This is a genomic window from Enterocloster lavalensis, assembly GCF_046603895.1.
GTDB lineage: Bacteria > Bacillota > Clostridia > Lachnospirales > Lachnospiraceae > Enterocloster > Enterocloster lavalensis.
The window spans coordinates 3,312,581-3,333,520 of record NZ_CP176637.1; the positions used below are offsets into that span (position 1 = coordinate 3,312,581).

Below are 20,940 nucleotides of genomic sequence, written 5' to 3' on the forward strand. Positions count from 1 at the left end.
TTTTTACTCATAGGGGAATACGTTGACCCATTTCTCCAGAAGCTCTTTCTCCTCAGGACGCTTTTTCGCCAGCTGCGCGGCAGCCACGATGGGAAGCCAGCCCTGTACATAGCGCTTTTCAGTGCCTGTCTTTTCACAGAACATATCCATGTACATTTCGGCTTTCTTGGCATCTTTCAGACTCAGAAGGAGATAGGTTCTCGCCACGTCGGCGCTGGCGTTGCCCTGGGAAGCATGAACCCAGTCGACCACGTACATCGCGCCGTCCGCCGCCACAATGATGTTGGACGGTTCAAAGTCGCCATGGCACAGTTTGGTATGCTTGGGCATGCCGTCCAGTCTGGTCAGCAGGTCGTAGCGGGTGTTGGCGTCCAGCTGCTCCTCTTCCTGAAGAGCGCGGATGGTTTTTTCTTTCAGTTTGTTTAACAGGGGGCAGGCCTTGCTATGGATATCGATCTGCAGGTCTACCATCTGCTCCATGTACTCCTGAACCTTGTCGGGGTTCTCATCCATCAGCTGCTGCAGGGTCTTGCCCTCGATAAATTCCCTGGTAATGGACCATTTACCATCCATCACGGACACACTCAGAACCTTCGGCACATGCAGGCCGGGCAGATCCTCGACGCGGGCAGTGCACAGGGCTTCGTTCAGGACCTCAGCTTTGGGGAATCCTTCGCAGAATTCCTTGATGGCAAGGTCGCCGTCGCGGTAAACACATTTCGTTTCGCTACTGGAAATTAATTGTTTTGCCATAACTTATACTCTCCTTCCAAACATTATAAACGGTAGTGCGACATGGTGTATATCGCATTGCCTTTATTCTACTACATCCGGGTTAAAAAGTACATACCCTTTTTGATAAATTTTTAACATTCTTTTAGGGGTTCTCCTGTTAAAAACGGAAAATTGCAGTGCCATAACCGGGCAGTGGATAGGCAAAGGAATAGGGTTGTCCGTCGCACTCGCCCTTGGCGGAAACATAGGATTGCGCTTCAGAGGCTTTATATGCGCCGTGTTCACTGTCCAGCAGCCGTGTGTATTTGCCTTTTTTCGGTACGCCCACCCGATAGTCCGGCCGCGCCACGGGTGTGAAATTAATAACAAACAATAGGCTTTTCCGGTCGGTTTCATCCCTGCGGATGAAGCTGAAAATGCTCCGGTCGCCGTCGTTGGCATTGACCCACATGAAGCCGTTCCAGTCGTTGTCCAGCTGGTAGAGGGCGGGGTATTTGCGGTAGAGCTGAAGCAGGTCCCGGACATAGTTCTGAAGGTCCCGGTGGTCCTCGTCGTCGGTCAGCTGCCAGTCCAGAGCCACCTTCTCATCCCACTCGTGGCACTGGCCGAAATCCTGGCCCATGAAGAGCAGCTTCTTGCCGGGATGCCCCAGCATGTAGGTGTATCCGGCCTTTAAGTTGGAGAACTTGTCCTTGCCAAGCCCCGGCATCTTATTGATCATGGAGCATTTTAAGTGAACCACCTCGTCGTGGGACAGCACCAGGATATAGTTCTCGCTGGTGAAATAGGTCAGGCCGAAGGTCATGCGGTGGTGGTTGTACTTGCGGAAATAGGGGTCCAGCTTCATGTATTCCAGGAAATCGTGCATCCAGCCCATGTTCCACTTGAAGGTGAAACCCAGGCCGTCCACCTCCGGGTGATCTGTCACCTTGGGCCAGGCGGTGGACTCCTCGGCGATCATCATTGCGCCGCTGTTGCGGCCGCGCAGCACAGTGTTTAAGTGTTTGAAAAATTCAATGGCTTCCAGATTCTGGTTACCGCCGTTTTTGTTGGGAATCCACTGGCCGCTCTGGCGGCCGTAGTCCAGGTACAGCATGGAGGCCACGGCATCCACCCTTAGCCCGTCCACGTGGAACTTCTCAACCCAGAAAATGGCGTTGCTGATCAGAAAATCCTTCACCTCATTCTTGCCGTAGTCAAAGACCTTGGTGCCCCAGTCCGGGTGCTCGCCCTTTCTGGGGTCCGCGTACTCGTAGAGGGGTTCTCCGTCGAAGTCCGCCAGTCCGTGGGCGTCCTTGGGGAAATGCGCGGGCACCCAATCCAGAATCACACCGATTCCATGGCGGTGGAGGTAGTTGACAAAGTACATGAAGTCGGAAGGGGAGCCGTAGCGGGAGGTGGGGGCAAAGTACCCCGTCACCTGATACCCCCAGGAGCCGTCATAGGGGTGCTCCGCAATGCCCATCAGCTCCACATGGGTGTAGCCCATCTCCTTCACGTAGGCGGTCAGCTCGTGAGCCGCCTCCACATATGTATAGAAGCCGTCCTTCTCCGGGCGGTTTTTCTTGCGCCAGGAGCCAAGGTGGACTTCGTAGATGCTCATGGGGCCGGTGACCGGGTCGGACTGGCTGCGCTTTTCCATCCACTGGCCGTCCGTCCATTTATAAGTCTCAATGTCCGTGGTCATGGAGGCGGTGCCGGGGCGGTATTCCGCGCAGTTGGCGTAGGGGTCGGCTTTGAACAGAATCTTGCCGGACTGGGTGGTGACGGCGAATTTGTAGAGCTCGCCGGGTCCCATGCCGGGGATAAAGCACTCCCAGATACCGGACTGGGCCAGCTGGGTCATGGGGGTGGCTTCCGGGTTCCAGCTGTTGAAATCGCCTACCAGGTGAACGGCGCCGGCATGGGGGGCCCACACCGCAAAGTAGTATCCCGGCCGGCCTCCGTAGGTCTTGGGGTGGGCGCCCAGCTTCTCAAAGATCTCGTAGTGGGTGCCCGCGCCGAAGAGGTAGCGGTCCAGATCGGTTATGAATCCCGTTTCAGCGGGTTTTGATGACTTTTTGGCAGCGGTCCCGGCGGCGGACTTGCCGGAGGACTTTCGTGTGGCGGGCGCTTTGCCGGCTGATCCGGCTTTTTTACCGGCTGTTTCAACCTTTCTGTCCGCGGCAGATACCGCGCGTTTGCGTCTGGAAGCCTCTTGCCCGCTCCCGGCTGCTTTGCTGTTTGCCATTATTTTGAACCCCCTTTTATTTTTAGGATCGCGCCCCAGTTGCCCGGGACGGTGAGATTGATTTTTCCATTTTCAATGGGAACTTCTTCCAATTCCGGCTCCAGCAGGTGGACAGCCGTGTTGGCGTTCACGGGGACCGGGATGCTCATGGCCGCCGGATTGTCGTCGCTGTTGAGGGCGGTGACGATGAGAGAGTCCCCGTCCCAGCGGCCGTAGGCGTACTGGCGGTTGGTCAGAAGCAGCTCCTGATAGCGCCCGGCGTGAAATTCCGGGTTTTCCGCGTGGATATGGCCCAGCTTTCCGATGAGGTCGGTCAGGGGGCAGTGGAGCGTTTCCGCCTGATCCATGGAGATGGCGGGGCGCAGGTCGTCGTCGCTGGTGCGGGTCCGTTTCCCCTCCACGCCCCACTCGCCGCCGTAATAGACGCTGGGGATGCCGGGGAGCGTGAACAGGCACATGTAGACCGGCGCCAGGTGGTCGCGCTTGGTCAGCTTGCTGGCGATGCGGTCCTCGTCGTGGTTGTCCACGAAGGTGTAGAGCTCCCGGCCGATGGCTTCCAATCGCCGCACATTGTGGGCGATCTCGAAGAAGTTGTGGTCGTTGAAGCCGGAGTAAATGCTCTTATGCAGCTCGTAGTTGGTGACGGAGAACAGCATCTCCGGGTTGACCCAGCGGGAGTAGTCGCCGTGGATCACCTCGCCCATGAGCCAGAAGTCCTCCTTCATGGCGGCGGTTTCCCGGCGTAGCTCCTTCATGAAGTTGAAGTCCAGTACATTTGCGCAGTCCAGGCGGATGCCGTCGATGTCGAACTCATTGACCCAGAAGCGGATTACGTCGAAGAGGTACTGCCGCACCGTGGGGTTAAACAGATTCAGGCAGGGCAGTTCGAAGTGTCCCTGCCAGGCCTCGAAGCCGAAGGGATCGCCCAGGGGGCTCTGCCAGTCGAAGTTGACGCCCTTGTACCAGTCTTTGTAGGGGGAGTCCCAGCGTTTCTCGCAGATGTCGCGGAAGGCGAAGAATTCCCGGCCTGTGTGGTTGAACACGCCGTCCACCACCACCTTGATCCCGCTCTGGTGGCAGAGGGCCACAAATTCTTTAAAGTCGCTGTTGTCGCCCAGACGCCGGTCCACCAGCTTGTAATCCCGGGTGTCGTAACCGTGGCTGGAGGACTCGAACAGCGGTCCTATGTAGATGGCATTGAAACCCAGCTGGTTTAAGTGGGGGATATAGCGGTTCAGCTGGTCAAAACGGTGGGTAATTTCCGTGTTTTCGTTGTGCTTGGGGGCTCCAGTCATACCCAGGGGGTACATGTGGTAAAAAACGCCCCGCTCATACCAAGTGCTCATGATGTTGTCCTCGCAATCTCTCTAAGATATTTATGGTTCAGACGGCTCATCTTCTTGACCGAAAAAGCCGGTCAAGAAGCATCGGATGTTCATCCAATGTGAAAATCGGCATGAAAATCCGCTTACAAGCGAGCTTGACGCGGCTTCTCGCACCAATTTTCCCGCCTGCCGAACTGTTACCTAAAATGTTTATGTACAGGAGAATCAGATCTCCTGGCTTTTAAATTTCCTGAGAAGGAACTGGTAGCGCAGCTGGGCTGCGTTCAGCTCGTAAATATAACAGTCGATCAGGGTGGGGTCCACCACCTGCTCGAAATGGTTCTGCGCTGTGTCGATGGCGCATTTGCTGCGCTCGATCTCGTACCGAAGGTAGCGCGTGTTCTCAGCGGCCAGCCGTGTGGCGGCGGTCTCTTTTTTCGCTCTTAACAGATTCAGCATACGATTCATCTCCCAGATATTGATAGAAATAGTATATCTGGAAAATGGCATCTTATTCACGGAAGGCCTTAATACAGGAATTCTTCCAGCCGGTATCCCAATTCCATGAGAACCCGATTGGACTCCCGCAGGGTCAGGTAGTAGTAATTGGCCGTGCCTTCCTGGCGCACGCCCACCAGACCGGCGTCCTTGAGAATCTTTAGATGGTGGGAGATGGCCGGCCGCGAAAGGCTGGTGCGACGGGTGATCTCGTTCACGTTCAGACCGTGGTCCTCAAAATGGATTTCCCCTGAGGCGGGGCGGCGGTTGAAGGCCTCCTGAGTTAAAACCTCGATAATGGAAAGGCGCATCTCGTCCCCCAGGGCCATGAATAATGGCATGCAGCGGTGAAATTGTTCCTGCAGTTTTTGGGGCGTCGTCATATGCGCTTTCCTCCTTTGGTTTAATTTTTTGAACCAATTATAGTGTACCATCAGAAGGGCGTATCGTCAAGTATTATAAAAGCCGGTTGACAGCGCTGGAAAAATAAGGCATAATAGACAATTATCTGGGAAGGGTTCAGTTCTGAACGATCTCATTTTCAAAAGGGCCGAGATTCCGGCTTATATTCCATTCCATAAACATTTTATGAATAAAAAAGGGGGAAAATGCGGGAGATATGCAGAAAAATTGGATTTTTATGATCTATCTGGCCGTCTGTGCCGGGTGGGACGGGAAGACCAGGCGGATACCGAATTGGCTGACGGTGGTGGTGATGGCTGGGATGCAGGGGATGTGGGCGGCGGCTGGGATGTATGGCGCGGGGATGGCTGCATTTGGCAGGGCGGTTGCCGCGGTGGCGGCGGGGATGTGCTTTTACCGGTTTCGGGTAATTGGGGCCGGGGATGTGAAGCTTGCGGCGGTGATCGTGGCCTGGCTGGGGTTCGCACAGGGCGGCGCGGGGATTTTCGCCGGGCTGTGCCTGGGCGCGGTGTGGTCGTTTGGGCGTATGGTGAGGCGGGGGATTGTGCGGAAACGGTTGTCGTATCTGGCTGGGTATGTGAGGGATTATCTGGCTACGGGGAAGATTGCTGTGTATTATAATAGGGGGAGAGACGGGGATGAGGCGGCAATTCCGCTAGGGGTGTGCCTGGCGGTCGGGACGGTGGCTGTGATGCTTTTTGCGGGAAACGGCGCTTGACATTTCTGCGGAATAGAAGTAATATAGTGGTAATAGGAAATCGAATAGACCATGATATCGAAAGCCCCAAGGAGTGCTGGTCCTTGGGGCTTTCTCTTGGGTTAGCTGTCTTTATGGCTGTTGTCTATCCACTTGCATATGTAGTATCCCGCTACACTTGCCGCGACCGCAGCCAGGAAATCGAATATACTGACCATGATATCCCCCCCTCCTGCTGTTCAGTATAGGGTAGACAGCAAGTCCATTATACCGCTTTTCCCCATGGCCCGTCCATCCAACGATCTTTTTAAATATTTTCCCCATCTTTTCATTAGAAGAATTCCCAGCCAGCAGTTTTATGCTATAATTGTATACTGTGGTCCCTAAAAAACCCGGGGACCTGGAAGTTGAAGCAGAAATCAGAAAATTTTGGTCTGATTTTTGCTTTTTTGGCATTTGACTATGGGAGGGGAGAATCGGGATGGAAGAAAAACGGGATCAGGTAATCTTTCTGGGGGCAAGGCACAGCGACGCGACCAGCGATGCGCCGCCTCACGCCCACGATTTCTACGAACTGAATTTTATGACCAGGGGCAACACGAAAATGAAGCTGAACGAGAAGATTATCGAGTACGATTCTTATGACTTCGTGCTGATCCCGCCCCGGATCAGGCACATTCTGTACGAGTCGGATTACGATATATTTGACAATTACGTGATCTGGTTCGAGCTGTCGGACCGGAAATTGCTGCTGGAGGATCAGATCATCAAGCTCCACGACTATGACGGGGCGGTTCAGTTTCTGTGCGCGGAGATTTACAAGAGCTACATGAAAACTGGCATGGCCGACGCGGGGCTGCTGGGCATCTATCTGGAAGCGGTGCTCTGGCACATGAAAAAGGGACTGATTCTGGGCACCGGACAGGCGTCCCGCAACGATGAGGACATGGTGGACGAGGCCATCAAATTTATCAACGTGAACATCACCAACGCTAGGCTCTCCGTGGAGATGATCGCCCGCAAGCTGAACGTCTCCGAGGAGCATTTTTCCCGCATGTTCAAAAAGAAGATCGGCCTTCCGCCGGTGAAATACATCAACGAGGTGAAGATCGCCGAGGCCAAGCGCATGCTGGCCAAGACGCAGGTCCCCATCAAGGAGATCGCCGCCAGGCTTTATTACTCGGACCAGTTCTATTTTTCGCAGCAGTTTAAGCGGATCACCGGCTATTCGCCCAGTGAGTACCGGGACAGCGCTCTGTATTGATCAAAAAATTATATGTACATGTTCGTTTGTTCTATGTTCATTTGCCCGCGGAATCGATATAATCAGTTTAGAAAATACATATAAAACCAATCGTATACGAGTCAAATATGTGTATTTTAACTAAAAAATGGTAATATTTCTGGGATTTACACGGTTGCTGACTGGAAAAATCAGTAAAATAAGATCCTGGTAAGGTGGAGCATATGAAAATAGTAGATGTAAAATTTTACCCTATTAAAGTGCGCAATAATGCAAAGGGAGGGGTTTACTGGTTTTTGCTGAAGCTCACTACGGATTCCAATGTGAGCGGCTGGGGTGAGGTGATCTGGAATGCCTACGACCCGGGCACGCTGCGGCGGATGGTAATGGATGTGGCGGAGAATTACATCATCGGGGAGAGCCCCTTTGCCATCGAGAAGGTGTTCGGAAAGATTTACGCCAAGCACTGTAAGATGCACACGGATTTGTCCACAATGGGGCTGATCAGCGGCTTTGAGATCGCTTGCTGGGATATTATCGGCAAGGAGACAGGGCAGCCTGTTTACAACCTGTTGGGCGGTATGGTGAACGAGCGCATCCGTACCTACACGTACCTGTACGAGAAGGAGGACAAGATTTTCTGCGAGGACTTCTGGACCATGCCCGAGGCATGCGCCAAGCGGGCCAGGGAGTACGTGGATATGGGGTTCACCGCGGTAAAGCTGGACCCTATGGCCCCCTACCTGGACAGCTACGCGGTGCACATGCCCAGCCGGGAATCCCTGCTTCGGGCGGAGCGCAACATCGCGGGAATCCGCGAGGCGGTGGGGGAAAATTGCGACATCATCATCGGTACCCACGGCCAGTTCACCGCGGCGGGGGCCATCCGGGTGGCGAAATGCCTGGAGAAATACGACCCGCTTTGGTTCGAGGAGCCCACGCCGCCGGAGAATTTCCCGGTGTTAAAGAAGGTATCCGAGGCCACCACCATCCCCATCGCCACAGGGGAACGGCTGTCCACCAGATACGAGTTCGCGCCCCTTCTGGAGCAGAAGAGCTGCGATATTTTCCAGCTGGATCTGGCCGGTGTGGGCGGCATACTGGAGGCCAAGAAGATCGCCTCCATGTGCGAGGCGTGGCACACCCAGGTTACCACCCATTTCTGGGCGGGGCCGGTGAATTTCGCCGCGCAGATTCAGCTTGACGCCTGTTGCCCCAACTTCCTGATCCAGGAAGCCATCGAGACCATGGGCAGTTTCGGGGGATTTGACAAGGTGATGAAGAAACCCTTTGACTGGCAGGAGGGGTACATTATCCCCTCGAAGGAGCCGGGGCTGGGGATCGAGCTGGATGAGGAAAAAATTCAGAGCTATGTAGTTGAGGATTATGACGATCAGAACATATTGATATGACATTTACGGGGAGGTTAATGGAATGAAACGAAAGTTGGCAATGGGATTATTGGTTGGAGCGATTGCCCTTGCGGCGGCGGGCTGCGGGGGAAAGACCGGAACGGATGCCGGGACGACTCAGGCGCCCGCGGGGTCTGCCGGAGGCGAGAGCGCAACGCCGGAGAGCAAAGCGGCGGCTGCGAGCGGGGAGAAACGGGTGGTGACCATCTGGTATGATGGAACCGAGGAGGAGTCCGTGAAGCGGCTGGAGCCGGAATTTGAGGCGCTGCACCCGGATATCGATCTTCAGTTTGAGATTGTGCCTTACAGCGATTTGTCCACCAAGGAGATGGTGGCCTGCCAGTCCGCGGTGGGGCCGGATGTGATGTGGCAGAGCTACGCCTGGACCAACAGCTTTGCCAAGATGGGGCTGCTCACGTCCTACAGCCCGTACCTGGAGAAGTCTGAGGCCATTGATCTGGAAAATGACTTCGACCCGGTGGCGCTGGAGCTGGGGACGGTGGACGGACAGATTTACGGTCTGCCCTGGAGCATGGAGGCCATGTGCCTGGTGTACAACAAGGATATGTTCCGTGAGGCTGGCCTTGATCCCGAGAAGCCGCCTACGAATTGGGAGGAGCTGGTGGAGTGCGCCAAGGCCCTGACCGTGGACAAGGATGGTGACGGGACCATTGACCAGTACGGCTATGGACTGGTGGGCAACCTGACCGGCAACACCTGGTTCCGCTTTGTACCGGAGCTGTGGAGCGCGGGCGGCGAGGTGGCAAACGCCGATATGACGGAGGGCACCCTGACAAGCCCTGAGGCCATCGAGGCCATGACCCACTATACCGGCCTTCTGACCGAACATCACGTGGCGCCCGAGGGCTCGGTGAACAACGGCGCGGCCGAGGTCCGCACGCTGTTCAACAACAAGAACGTGGCTATGTACGTGGACGGACAGCCGGCGGTGAAGAATATCCAGAAGGACGCCCCGGACATCGACGTGGGCGTGGCGCTGTGGCCGGGCAAGAGCGGCACGTTAAACGCAGGACTGGGCGGTTACTACATTGCGACTCCCAAGAACGCGGCAAACCCGGATGACGCCTGGACCTTTATCGAGTATTTCCTGTCTAAGGAAGTGCAGGAGTATTTCCCGATCTCCTTCCCGGCCAACTTGAAGGCAAGGGAGACGGACCGGTTTGACGATCCCATTTCCAAGGTATTTGCGGAGCAGCTGACCCATACCCAGAATTTCCAGCCCCTTCCGGACACCCCGGGAGCCCAGCAGATCATTCTGGATGCGGTGCAGTCCGTGCTGACCGGGATGAGCACGCCTGAGGAGGCGCTGCAGCAGGCCAACGATTCGCTGAATGAGACGTTAAAGTAACTGTTTTGAGGGTTCTCCGGTACGCTTTGTGCCGGAGAATCTTATATACAAGGGAGAGACCATGGTACAGACAAAGAAACGAAAAAAGAGGGAGCATCCGTTGCTCTATCTGCTGCCGACATTTGTGATTCTGACCCTGCTGGTGGCATATCCGCTGGTCAACAACCTGATCAACAGCTTTTCCCAGGGGGGAATCTTCCCAACGGTGAAGAATTACCAGAAGCTGTTTGCGGACCGCTATTTCCGGTCCGACCTTAAGAATACATTTCAGTGGCTGCTCTACACCGTTCCCTTTGAGATGGTGTTCGGGCTGATCATCGCCATTCTGCTGAACACCAAGGTCCGCATGAAGAAGCTGTTCCGCACCCTTTTTATCGTGCCCTGGGTGATTCCGTCGGTGGTGGTGTGTATTGTGTGGAAATGGATCTACAATGCGGATTACGGGATTCTCAACTACATTTTGCAGCTGTTTGGAATCATCAAGAAGAACCAGCTCTGGGTCTCGGACCCCAACCAGGTGCTCAAATGCATCGCCGTGGTCTATGTGTGGAAGATCGCGCCTTTTGTGATGATCATGTACTTAAGCGGGCTCCAGTCCATTTCCGAGGATATTTACGAGAGCGCCAGACTGGACGGGGCAAACTGGCTGCAGCAGATCGGCTACATCACGCTGCCGCTGCTGTTCCCGGTGATGCGCTCCGTGATCCTGGTGTCGGTGATCTGGTCCCTGAACTCGTTTGTGTATGTGTACAGCATCTCGGGCGGCGGTCCGGCGAGAGTTTCGGAGATTGTCCAGATCTTTATCTACAAGACCGGTATCGAACAGTATAACTTTGAGTATTCCGCGGCTGCGGCAAATATTTTCCTGATCATCGTCATGGTAATCGCCTTCGTGTACATTTCCATGACGGAAAAACGGGAAAATGAGATGACATAGAAGGGGGTGCGACGGAATGAAGAAACTGAAAAAAGATATGCTCTACGTGATTCTGACCGCCCTGGGGATTGTGATGATTTTCCCATTCTTCTGGATGATTTCCTGCGCGTTCAGGCGGCCCAACGAGCTTTTGACATCCCCGCCCCGGCTGCTTCCGGCCAGCCCCACGGTGTCCAGCTTTATCCACGTGCTGTTTGAGACTGAGGTGCCGCGGTATTTTATGAACTCGGTGATCATCGCAACCACGGCTACGGTGTTGTGTATCTGCGTGGCGATTCCGGCCGCTTACTCTTTCGCCCGGCACAATTACCGGGGAAAGAATCTGGTGATGGTGTGCATTCTGCTGTGCAATATGATCCCCCAGGCGTCCACGCTGGTTCCGCTGTACCGGGCTATGGACCGGCTGCAGATTATTGATACCCATTTTGGGATCGCGTTCACTCATCTGCTCTGTATGCTGCCGTTTTCTATTATCATGCTGAAAGGGTTTATCAGGACCATACCGCCCACGCTGGAGGAGGCGGCCATGATCGACGGGTGCACGAAGCTTCAGGCGATTTTTAAGATTATCGTACCGGTGTGTTCGTCAGGAATTTTCGCCACGGCCATGTACGCGTTTATGATTTCCTGGGAGGAATTTTTGTACGCAATGACCTTTTCCACCAGCAGCCGGGCCAGAACCATTTCCATCGGACTTAAAATGTTCTCGACGGAGTTCAAAGTGGACTGGTCGTCCATACTGGCGGCGGCCACGCTGATGACGCTGCCGATTCTGATCCTGTTTTTTATGATTCAGGATACGTTTATCAAGGGCGCTACGAACGGGGCGCTGAAGGAATAGAGAGGAGCTTTGAGAGATGGACAGGAAAGTGAGATGGGGCATCCTGGGTTACGCCGGGATTGCCAGAAATCATGTGATACCGGCCATGATGAAGGCGGAAAATGCTGAGGTGGTGGCCATTGCCAGCCGGAGCCGGGAAAAGCTTAAGGAGGCGGTGGAGCGGTTCGGGTTCCGCAAGGTGTACGAGAGCTACGACCGTCTGCTGGAGGACCCGGAGATCGACGCGGTGTACATTCCGCTGCCCAACGCCCTGCACAAGGAATGGGCCATAAAGGCCGCAAGGCACGGAAAGCATGTGCTGTGCGAGAAGCCCCTGGCCCTCACCGCGGCGGACTGCCGGGAACTGGAGGCGGTATTTAAGGAGAACCGGGTGAAGCTGATGGAGGCGTTCATGTACCGGTTCCTGCCGGGGATAAAGGCACTCAAAGGGGTTCTGGAGAGCGGAGCCATCGGGGAAATCTGCCACATTTATTCCACTCACAGGTTCTATCTGCAGGACGACGGGGACGTGCGGGTGAACCGGGAGCTGGGCGGCGGTTCGCTCCGGGACGTGGGATGTTACCCGGTGAACCTGATCGGATGGCTGTTAAATGATTACCCCCAGGCAGTTTCGGCGGAAAAGACCACGTTTCAGGGAGTGGAGCACGCATTGGTGGCCAGTTTTAAATATAAAAGCGGTGTGACGGCTAATATCAGCTGCGGGTTTGACGGCTGCAGCAGTATGCTGACCGAAATCAATGGCACAAAAGGGAGTATTTTGATCCGGGATACCTTTATCGATACCCATTTGCCTATTCTGGTGACGTCCGCGGATGGCCGCACGGAGGAGGTGCCGGTGGTGGACAGCGACTGCTATATGCTGGAGGTGGAGGAGTTCTCCGACGCGGTGCTGGAGGACCGGGAACCGGCCCTTGGACTTCAGGAGACGATCCGCAACTGCCGGCTGATTGAGGCGATCCTCAAGGCCGCAGAGCAGGAGGGGAAATGTTTCGGTTTGGAATAATGGGAGCGGGCGGCATCGCGGCTAAGTTCTGTGACGCCGTGAGACGGCTGGAGGGCGCTGAGGTGGCGGCCGTGGCCAGCAAGAGCGTGGAACGGGCGGAGCGCTTCGCCCGGGAGAACGGGGTAGCACGGTTTTATGGGGATTATGAGGAGATGTTGGAGCGGGAGAGGCCGGATGCGGTGTATGTAGCGACAACCAATAATTTCCATTTTGAGAATGTGATGTTGTGTATTGGACATGGGGTGCCGGTGCTGTGCGAGAAGAGCATGTTTATGACCCTGGCGGAGGCGGAGGAGGCGTTTGGCTTTGCGCGGGAGAGAAAGGTGTTCTTGATGGAGGCCATGTGGTCCCGGTTCCTGCCCTGCGTGCAGAAGGCCAGGGAATGGGTGGCAGAGGGGCGGATCGGGACGGTTCAGATTGCGAATTATACTGGGGGGATCAACGCCCCAGCGGAGCACCGGATTTTTAAGCCGGAGCTGGGCGGTGGGGCAATGTATGATCTGACGGTGTATCCCATTGAGATTCTCACGTATCTGGTAAATCAGCCCTTGGTGGATGTGCGGGCGGAAATCGGGTGGGGGAGCAGCGGAGTGGACGAGGACAACAGCCTTCTGCTGAAGTTTGAGACCTGCCGCGGGGCGGTTCAGACCACCACCCACGCCCGGATTCCGTCGCCCTGCGGCCTGTATGGGCCCAAGGGGTATATCCGCCTGGAGCAGACCCACCGGGCTTCTGCGGTGGAGCTGTATGACGGGGAATTCCGGTTGGCGGAGCGGTTTGAGTCTGAGGTTGAGAATGGATTTGAGTATGAGGCGGCGGAGGTGATGCGGTGCGTAAAGATGGGGGAGTTGGAGAGCGCGGTGATGCCGCCTCGGGATACGCTGGAATGTATTGGGGTGTTTGAGAAGGCGTTGAAGGGTGGGGAGTGGTGATGCGAGGGGTGTGCCGCAGTGGGGTGCGCGGATATGCGGTATGTAAATGTGACGCAGCCGTGTGAAGCGGGCAGACAACATATCCGGTAAAGCGCCGGGCGTCTGGGGAAATTATGTAAACTTCCCCGGGCGCTTTTGGCATTTCGGGGAGGTATAGTGACAGTTTAGAAGGCGCTGAAAAAAGTTCGAAAACTGAAAAAAGGCTCTTGACATTTCTGCGGATTTGCTACATAATATAAAAACATTCAGTCGAATGGTTCTAAGGATCAAAGCAATAACATTCTTTTAGATGTATTTGCCCGGTTCGGGCGGGATTCAGGACAGTTTTAGTTTTTGTTTCAAGAGGTGTATTTCTTGCGCCCTTTTTCTGGAAAATTCAGTGGTTTCATGCCTGTTTCAGGCAAGTGATTCAATGAGGATTTGAACTTGAAAATGAGTTTCAGCCCTTGGGGCAAGGGCGCTTTCAGTTGCGAGAGGAGAGGTGACGGCCCGGTATGGAACGGATTATGGCGGTTTACGATGTGGACCCGGTGTATGGCGCGCGGTTTGCGGATTTTGTGAATCAGAGGGAGAAGACGCCCTTTACGGCGGTTCCCTTCAGCAGTCTGGCGAAGCTGAAGGAATTTGCAAAGGAGCACACCATTGAGATTCTGCTGATTGACCGCGGAGCGCTGCGGGAGACCGAGGGGATCCGGGCGCGGCAGGTTATCACCCTGGCGGACGGGGAGGTGGTGGAGCTGGCGGAGGAATGTCCGGTGGTTTACAAGTACCAGTCCGGCGACAGTATCATGCGGGAGGTGATGGCCTGTTACTGCAGGCAGCCGGTGGAGACGCAGGCCGCCCTTCTGGGGGCCAAAGCGGTGGTGATCGGGATTTACTCTCCGGTGAACCGCTGCCTTAAGACCTCCTTCGCCCTTACCATGGGGCAGCTCCTGGCCCGGAACGAGCGGGTGCTCTACATCAATCTGGAGGAATACTCCGGGTTCACCCGGCTGATCCAGGCCCGCCATGAGCAGGATCTGTCGGATGTGCTGTACCTGTACCGGCAGGGGGCCTACAACTGGCTGAAGCTCAAGTCCATTGTATACTCCTGGGGCGGTATGGACTATATCCCGCCAGTTCGGTACGCGGAAGATTTAAATCAGGTGTCGCCCGAGGATATGGCCTGTCTTTTGGACCGCATCGCCCGCGAGAGCGGGTACGAGAAGCTGCTGGTGGATGTGGGGCAGATGGGAAAGGGCGCGCTGCCGATTTTGGAAAACTGCGACGCGGTGTATATGCCCGTGAAGGACGACTGCATTTCCGTTGCCAAGGTGGAGGAGTTTGACGAGTATGTGAAAGCTGCCGGTTCGGAGCTGCTGCAGGGGCGTATTCACAAACTGAAACTGCCCTACCACAACAGCTTCGGACGGCGGGATACCTATATGGAGCAGCTTTTATGGGGGGAGCTGGGAGATTATGTGCGGCAGCTGCTGAGGGGCGGGCGGCCGGAGGCGCGCGGGTAGCGGGGCGGTGCAGAGGGAAGATCTATGCGGCGGAGAGCAGAGCCGGCGGGGCCGGGCGACGGGGAACAGAGCTGGCGGAGTCCGGCGGTGCAGGAAGGAGGATCCGGTATGCGGACGGAGAATGGGGAAAATGAACGGGAGGGCGTCAGGTCCGGGCTCAGGCATCGGATTGTGGAGGAGTTGAATGGACGGCGGGAGACCAGGGACGAGGAGCTTTTGGAGATTATCGACCGCTCCATCCGGGAGATGGGAAACGAGATTTACCTGCCCCTCAAGGAACGCCTGTGGCTGCGGACCAGTCTGTTTGACAGCTTCCGACGGCTGGACATTTTGCAGGAGCTGATCGACGACCGGGAGGTGTCGGAGGTTATGGTGAACGGTGCGGGCCGTGTGTTTGTGGAGCGGAACGGGCGCATGGAGCTGTGGAACCGGAGGTTTGAGGGCGAGGAGCAGCTGGAGGACATTATCCAGCAGATCGTCAGCCGGGTGAACCGCACCGTCAACGTGGCTTCCCCTATCGTGGACGCCCGCCTGGAGGACGGCTCCCGGGTGAATGTAGTGCTGCCGCCCATCGCTCTGGACGGGGCCGCGGTGACCATCCGCAAATTCCCGGAGCCCATTACCATGGAAAAGCTGCTGGGGTTCGGAGCGGTGACGGAGGAGGCGGCGGATTTCCTGCGGCAGGTGGTGGAGTCGGGGTACAACCTGTTTATCAGCGGCGGCACCAACTCCGGCAAGACGACCTTCCTCAACGCGCTGTCCGCGTACATACCCAAACGGGAGCGGGTGATCACCATCGAGGATTCGGCGGAATTACAGATCCGTCAGATTCCCAACCTGGTCCGCTTAGAGACGCGCAACGCCAACACCGAGGGGGAAGGGGAGGTGACCATGAGCCAGCTGATCCGCGCCGCGCTGCGGATGAATCCCAGCCGCATCATTGTGGGCGAGGTGCGGGGGCGGGAGGCGCTGGATATGCTGCAGGCCATGAACACCGGTCACGACGGATCCCTGTCCACCGGCCATGGGAACAGCCCCAAGGACATGCTCAGCCGGTTGGAGACCATGGTGCTCATGGGGGCCGAACTTCCGCTGGCGGCGATCCGCAGCCAGATCGCTTCCGCCCTGGATCTGATCATCCATCTGGGGCGGCTGCGGGATGGGAGCCGGAAGGTGCTGCAAATATCAGAGATTGGGGGAAACGACAATGGAAATGTGGAAATTTGGAACCTGTTCCGCTACGATGCGGCGGAGGGAGCGCTCAAACGCACAGGCGAGCTCAAAAACAGGGAAAAACTTCGTGCAGCAGGATATTGCCCGTAAGAAAATAAAGCGCAGGCAGGAAGGGCCGGGCGCCTACCCGGCACAGCCGAGACCGCCGGGGGAGGCGGGGAGAGCGGAGAAGATGGGAGCTGCGGGGAATGCGGGAAACGTGGGGAAAATGAGAACTGCGGGGAGTGCGGGAAGCCCGGGGAAAACAGGAACCGGTATGGACTACGGGGTATACACGCTGACCCTGAGGGAATGGTTTTGCTACGCCGCCCAGGGGCTGGCGGGCTGCGCTCTGGCCGCCTATGTGTTCTACCGCAGCGCCGCTGCATTTCTGGTGATGGCTCCGGTGGGAATCTTTTATCCGCTGTACTGCCGGGAGGATTTAAAGCGGCAGCGCCTGCGCCGTCTGAACCTGGAATTTAAGGATGGAATTCTGGTTTTGGCTTCCTTCCTCAGCGCCGGTTATTCCATCGAGAATGCGGTGGCGGCCAGCGGGCGGGAGCTGACATTGCTCTACGGGGCCGATGGGCTGATGGCCGGAGAATTTGAGGAGATGGCCAGAGGGCTGCGGCTAAACCGCACCGTGGAATCGGTGTTTCTGGACCTGGGCGGGCGCAGCGGCCTGGAGGACGTAAACAATTTCGCTCAGGTGTTTGCCGCGGCCAAGCGCAGCGGTGGGGACCTGGTGGAGATCATCTCCCACACCGCAGGCGTGATCCGGGACAAGGTTCAGGTGCAGGAGGAGATTCACACCATGACAGCCTCCAAGGCATTTGAACAGAAGATTATGAGCCTGGTGCCGGTTCTGATCGTGCTCTACATCGACCTCACCTCCCCTGGTTTTTTTGACATCATGTACAGGACCATGGCAGGGCGGCTGGTGATGAGCGGCTGCCTGGCGGTTTACGGAATTTCGCTGCTGCTGGCGAGGAGAATTCTGCAGGTGGAGATATAAGCGGGAATGGTGCGAGGGGAAATGAGGTGAGCAAAAATGAGAGCCGCGGGCAGGCTGAAGAAGGCGTTTCCGGCCTGGCTTGGTAAAAAGCAGATTTGCTGTGTGCTGGCGGGGCTGCTCTTGGGCGGGATAGCCCAGGCGGCGGGCACGGCGGGGACAGAAGGGGCGGCCGGGGAACTCAGGCGTCCCGGATACGGCCAGGGAGAGGAGACGCGCCAGGTGATGGTGAAGGGGCTTTTTGAGGAGGAGGTTCCGGTGGAGATCCGCCTGGCCGGACGGGAATACCGTGCCGATGAGATTCACCGTGTGTATCAGCAGGTGTTGGAGGAGCTGCCGGAGCGCATTCGGGGCGGGAATTTGTCCCTGAACCAGGTCCGGAGCGATTTGAATCTGATCAGCCGTATGGATGAGTACGGGATCACGCTGCGCTGGGAATCGGAACATTGCGAGCTGGTGGATTCCTTTGGCGCAGTGAACGCTCAGGATGTGCCGGAGGGCGGAGCAGAGGTGGAGCTTCGGGTGGAACTGACGGACGGGAGGTATCCGGAGCAGTATGTGCTGCCGGTTCGCGTGGTACCGGAAAAGACGGGAGCCAGGGACCTGGCGCTGGAAGGTTTTATCCGCACGGTGGAGGAAGCGGACCGGGCGCAGAGAGAGTCGGAGTGGCTGAAACTGCCCGATACATACAACGGCGCTGCGCTGCAGTATCGGAAACCGCGGGAATCTCCGTTTCCGAGCCTGGCTGCGCTGGGATTTGCGGCCGCCGTGCTGTTGACGGCAAAAGAGCGCTCGGACAAGGAGAAAGCGGCGAAGCAGCGGGAGAATCAGCTGTTAATGGATTATCCGGAGGTGGTTTCCAAGCTGATGATCTTCCTGGGGGCCGGAATGACGGTGCGTACGGCCTGGGAGCGGATCGCAGGGGATTACCGGGATATGCTCGGGAGCGGCAGGCGGACCCCACGGCATGTGTACGAGGAAATGTATGAGACCTGCTGTCAGATGAGCCGCGGAGTTCCGGAGGGACAGGCTTACGGGGAATTTGGAAGGCGCTGCGGCCTGCTTCCTTATATGAAGCTTTGCAGCCTGTTGGAGCAAAACCGGAAGAATGGATCCCGGAATGTGCGGGAACTGCTGCGGGCGGAGATGACGGAGGCGTTTGAGCTGCGCAAGCACGGAGCCAGGCGCATGGGCGAGGAGGCGGGAACCCGCCTGCTGCTGCCGCTGTTTCTGATGCTGGGAGTTGTTATGGTGATGGTGGCTGTTCCGGCGATGCTGGAATTTATGTAAATTGAGATGGAGGGCGAAGGATGGAGATAAAACGTGAATTGCGGTCGTTTTTGGCGGAAGAGGACGGGGTGGGGGTCATTGAGGTGGTGCTTATCCTGGTGGTTCTGATCGGATTGGTGATCATATTTAAGAAACAGATCACCACGTTGCTGGAAAATGTGTTTAAGGAGATCAACAAACAGTCCAAAGAGGTGTATTGATGAGAAGGCGCGGGGAGATCACGGTGTTTCTCACCATGATTCTGGTCTGCGTGTGGGCGCTGCTGTGCGGGCTGGTGGAAAGCGCCCGCACAGCGGGGGCGCGCTGCTACCTCCGCCAGGCGCTGGATTCCTCCATGGACTCCCTGTTTGGCCAGTATCACAGGAAGCTGTGGGAGAGTTACCGCCTGTTGGGATTGGAATATGGGACGCCAGGCGACCTGGAGGGAGAATTTCGGGAATTTCTTGCCCCCTATCTGGAGGCGCAGAATTGGTATCCGCTGGAGGCGGGAGAGATCAGCGCCGTGCGGTTAACTGCACTGACCGACGGGGATGGGGCGTGCCTGGAGGAGCAGATTCTGGCCTATATGAAGTACGGCCTGTTGAGCACAACCTGGGATGAGTTGAAACCGGATGAAGCGGCAGAGCTTTTCCGGGCGGTAAAAGAGGCGGGGGCCGTTAAGGAAGCGGCCGGCGTTTACAAAGGCCATGCCAGGGAGGCGGTAAAGCTGGAGAAGGCTCTGGAACAGCTCAATGACAGTCTGGAAAAACAGCGAAAGCTGTGGGAGACCGGGGCTGAACGGCTGCGAGGCTGCGACGGGGGCGGTTTTTTGTCTCAGGCAGCCAGATTGGACACGGAGCTGGGAAAAGTGCCTGGTTTGGTGAAGGCGTACGAAAAAAAGGCGGACGGCCTGGACCGGAAGCTGAAGGAAAGCCGGAAAGAATATGAGAGCCGGACCGGGGATTTAAGCCAGACGGTCCGGGACGGTCTGGAGGCGGAAATCCGCCAGTATGAAGCGTATACCGACCGGGATGGGGAGCGGAGACGGCAGGTTGAGGCCTTGGATGGGCTGTCACAGCAGAACCGGGAATATGTCAGGCAGGTGATGGAGGAGGCCAGGAGCGTGCAGGAATATATTGACAGCTGGGAGCCGGACGATGAGGACGAGGACGACGAGCTGGACGAGGAGGCGCTGTGGCGGCCGGTGAGAACGCGCTGGAACGTTTATCCGGCATTGACTCTGAACGTCCAGTTTGGTATCCGGGACAAGGAGACGGAAGGATTTCTGGAGCGGGTTCAGGAGTTGATATCCGGCGATTTGCTGGCGTTGCTGCTGCCGGAGGGGGAGACTGCGTCGGAGCAGAGACCCGACTTGACGGATGCGCCCTCCGCGCTCTGCGGTTATGGGAAGAGCGGGGAGGCGGGCGGGAATTCAGCCGCCGGACTGGTGGACCGGTTGATGATTGGGGAATACGCCCTGCGGTATTTTGACTATTATGGGCGCAAACCGCTTAAGGACGGCTGCTGTGCGTATGAGACGGAATATTTACTGTTCGGACATGCCGGGGACCGGGAAAATTTATCCTCCGCTGCATCCAGGCTTCTGGCGGTGCGGGAGGGCCTTAACCTGATCCACATCCTGTCCGATCCACAGAAACGCGGGGAGGCGGAGGCGCTGGCAGTCACAATAGCCGGGGGAACCGGCCTGCTGCCCCTGGTGGGAGTGATTAAATTTTTTATCATGGGCGTTTGGGCGCTGGGGGAGGCGGTTTTGGATGTGCGGGCTCTGTTCAACGGAGAAAAGGTTCCGTTTTTGAAAACGCAGGACAGCTGGCGCCTGGACCTGGGCGGTCTGGTGGATATGGGAAAAACGGGGGGAAATCCAGGGGAGTCATCCGGCCTCGGGCAGGGGGATAAAGGGATGGATTACAAAGGCTACCTCAGGCTGCTGCTCTTTTTTTCCATGGGACCGGAGACGGATTTCCGGATGCTGGACATGATCCAGTCCAACCTGCGCGCCGCCCAGCCGGGGTTTCGGGCGGACCACTGTGCCCATGCGGTGGAAATATCTGCAGTTGTTTGTGGAAAACATCTGTTTTTGACGCCCGGCGTGTGGAAAGCGGCGGCCGGAGGCGGGGAACAGCGCTATGAGATGACCGCGGCGGTCACCGGCGGTTACGGAAAATAATGAGCGGAAGGAGGCCGGTCATCATGCTCTTTTTTCAGGAATATCTGTGCAGGAAGCTATCTAAAACAAAAAATAATCGCACCTCTCCAGTACGAAACTCCTTTTATTG

The 20,940-nt window shown here is 56.6% G+C and carries 19 protein-coding genes; 14 read left to right on the forward strand and 5 right to left on the reverse strand.

Translation table 11 applies throughout. The features are described 5' to 3' along the window. Nucleotides 1-3: 3 nt before the first annotated feature. The 5 genes from ACK2JC_RS14800 to ACK2JC_RS14820 form a co-directional block, all read right to left on the reverse strand. On the reverse strand, nt 4-753 hold the full coding sequence (locus ACK2JC_RS14800; protein ID WP_092368917.1) for a phosphotransferase family protein: 750 nt from the start codon (nt 751-753) through the stop codon (nt 4-6). A gap of 139 nt (nt 754-892) precedes the next feature. Further along, complete coding sequence (gene glgB / locus ACK2JC_RS14805; RefSeq protein WP_320937555.1) at nt 893-2,965, reverse strand: 1,4-alpha-glucan branching protein GlgB; 2,073 nt, start codon at nt 2,963-2,965, stop codon at nt 893-895. After that, nucleotides 2,965-4,311 (reverse strand): alpha-amylase family glycosyl hydrolase, encoded by a 1,347-nt coding sequence (locus ACK2JC_RS14810; RefSeq protein WP_320937554.1) that lies wholly within the window; start codon nt 4,309-4,311, stop codon nt 2,965-2,967. Before ACK2JC_RS14810 ends, glgB begins: the two co-directional genes overlap by 1 nt. A 204-nt stretch (nt 4,312-4,515) precedes the next feature. Beyond that, a complete protein-coding gene (locus tag ACK2JC_RS14815; protein ID WP_034589961.1) occupies nt 4,516-4,749 on the reverse strand; it encodes a YaaL family protein in 234 nt (77 codons plus the stop codon). 68 nt (nt 4,750-4,817) lie between these two features. After that, nucleotides 4,818-5,171: an ArsR/SmtB family transcription factor gene (locus tag ACK2JC_RS14820; protein WP_092368911.1), complete on the reverse strand. Its 354-nt coding sequence runs from the start codon at nt 5,169-5,171 to the stop codon at nt 4,818-4,820. A gap of 236 nt (nt 5,172-5,407) precedes the next feature. Between ACK2JC_RS14820 and ACK2JC_RS14825 the strand changes: the two genes are divergently transcribed. The 14 genes from ACK2JC_RS14825 to ACK2JC_RS14890 all read left to right on the forward strand — a co-directional run bounded on the left by ACK2JC_RS14825 (nt 5,408) and on the right by ACK2JC_RS14890 (nt 20,831). Then, nucleotides 5,408-5,929 carry an A24 family peptidase gene (locus tag ACK2JC_RS14825; RefSeq protein WP_320937553.1) on the forward strand — a complete coding sequence of 174 codons (522 nt, stop codon included), beginning with the start codon at nt 5,408-5,410 and terminating at the stop codon, nt 5,927-5,929. Nucleotides 5,930-6,389: 460 nt separating this feature from the next. Next, the gene (locus ACK2JC_RS14830) at nt 6,390-7,172 is read left to right on the forward strand and encodes a helix-turn-helix domain-containing protein (protein ID WP_233460623.1); all 783 of its coding nucleotides are present in this window, start codon (nt 6,390-6,392) and stop codon (nt 7,170-7,172) included. A 203-nt stretch (nt 7,173-7,375) separates the two neighbouring features. Next, nucleotides 7,376-8,563, forward strand: coding sequence for a mandelate racemase/muconate lactonizing enzyme family protein (locus tag ACK2JC_RS14835; RefSeq protein ID WP_320937552.1), 1,188 nt, complete (start codon nt 7,376-7,378; stop codon nt 8,561-8,563). A gap of 22 nt (nt 8,564-8,585) precedes the next feature. After that, nucleotides 8,586-9,932, forward strand: a complete 1,347-nt coding sequence (locus tag ACK2JC_RS14840; RefSeq protein ID WP_276851163.1) for an ABC transporter substrate-binding protein — start codon at nt 8,586-8,588, stop codon at nt 9,930-9,932. A 61-nt stretch (nt 9,933-9,993) separates the two neighbouring features. Beyond that, nucleotides 9,994-10,869 carry a carbohydrate ABC transporter permease gene (locus ACK2JC_RS14845; RefSeq protein WP_024736635.1) on the forward strand — a complete coding sequence of 292 codons (876 nt, stop codon included), beginning with the start codon at nt 9,994-9,996 and terminating at the stop codon, nt 10,867-10,869. Nucleotides 10,870-10,885: 16 nt separating this feature from the next. Beyond that, on the forward strand, nt 10,886-11,710 hold the full coding sequence (locus ACK2JC_RS14850; protein ID WP_007706892.1) for a carbohydrate ABC transporter permease: 825 nt from the start codon (nt 10,886-10,888) through the stop codon (nt 11,708-11,710). A gap of 16 nt (nt 11,711-11,726) precedes the next feature. Then, nucleotides 11,727-12,713 (forward strand): Gfo/Idh/MocA family oxidoreductase, encoded by a 987-nt coding sequence (locus ACK2JC_RS14855; RefSeq protein ID WP_320937551.1) that lies wholly within the window; start codon nt 11,727-11,729, stop codon nt 12,711-12,713. Next, nucleotides 12,695-13,645, forward strand: coding sequence for a Gfo/Idh/MocA family oxidoreductase (locus ACK2JC_RS14860; protein ID WP_320937550.1), 951 nt, complete (start codon nt 12,695-12,697; stop codon nt 13,643-13,645). Before ACK2JC_RS14855 ends, ACK2JC_RS14860 begins: the two co-directional genes overlap by 19 nt. Before the next feature lie 494 nt (nt 13,646-14,139). Then, the gene (locus ACK2JC_RS14865) at nt 14,140-15,150 is read left to right on the forward strand and encodes a hypothetical protein (RefSeq protein ID WP_320937549.1); all 1,011 of its coding nucleotides are present in this window, start codon (nt 14,140-14,142) and stop codon (nt 15,148-15,150) included. Nucleotides 15,151-15,258: 108 nt separating this feature from the next. Further along, complete coding sequence (locus tag ACK2JC_RS14870) at nt 15,259-16,473, forward strand: CpaF family protein (RefSeq protein ID WP_320937548.1); 1,215 nt, start codon at nt 15,259-15,261, stop codon at nt 16,471-16,473. Between the two features lie 166 nt (nt 16,474-16,639). Next, a complete protein-coding gene (locus ACK2JC_RS14875) occupies nt 16,640-17,377 on the forward strand; it encodes a type II secretion system F family protein (protein WP_320937562.1) in 738 nt (245 codons plus the stop codon). Nucleotides 17,378-17,413: 36 nt separating this feature from the next. Continuing rightward, nucleotides 17,414-18,664: a hypothetical protein gene (locus ACK2JC_RS14880; RefSeq protein ID WP_320937547.1), complete on the forward strand. Its 1,251-nt coding sequence runs from the start codon at nt 17,414-17,416 to the stop codon at nt 18,662-18,664. A 20-nt stretch (nt 18,665-18,684) separates the two neighbouring features. Then, the gene (locus ACK2JC_RS14885) at nt 18,685-18,864 is read left to right on the forward strand and encodes a Flp1 family type IVb pilin (protein ID WP_007706907.1); all 180 of its coding nucleotides are present in this window, start codon (nt 18,685-18,687) and stop codon (nt 18,862-18,864) included. Beyond that, nucleotides 18,864-20,831, forward strand: coding sequence for a DUF5702 domain-containing protein (locus ACK2JC_RS14890; protein WP_320937546.1), 1,968 nt, complete (start codon nt 18,864-18,866; stop codon nt 20,829-20,831). Before ACK2JC_RS14885 ends, ACK2JC_RS14890 begins: the two co-directional genes overlap by 1 nt. The last annotated feature ends 109 nt before the right edge of the window (nt 20,832-20,940 follow it).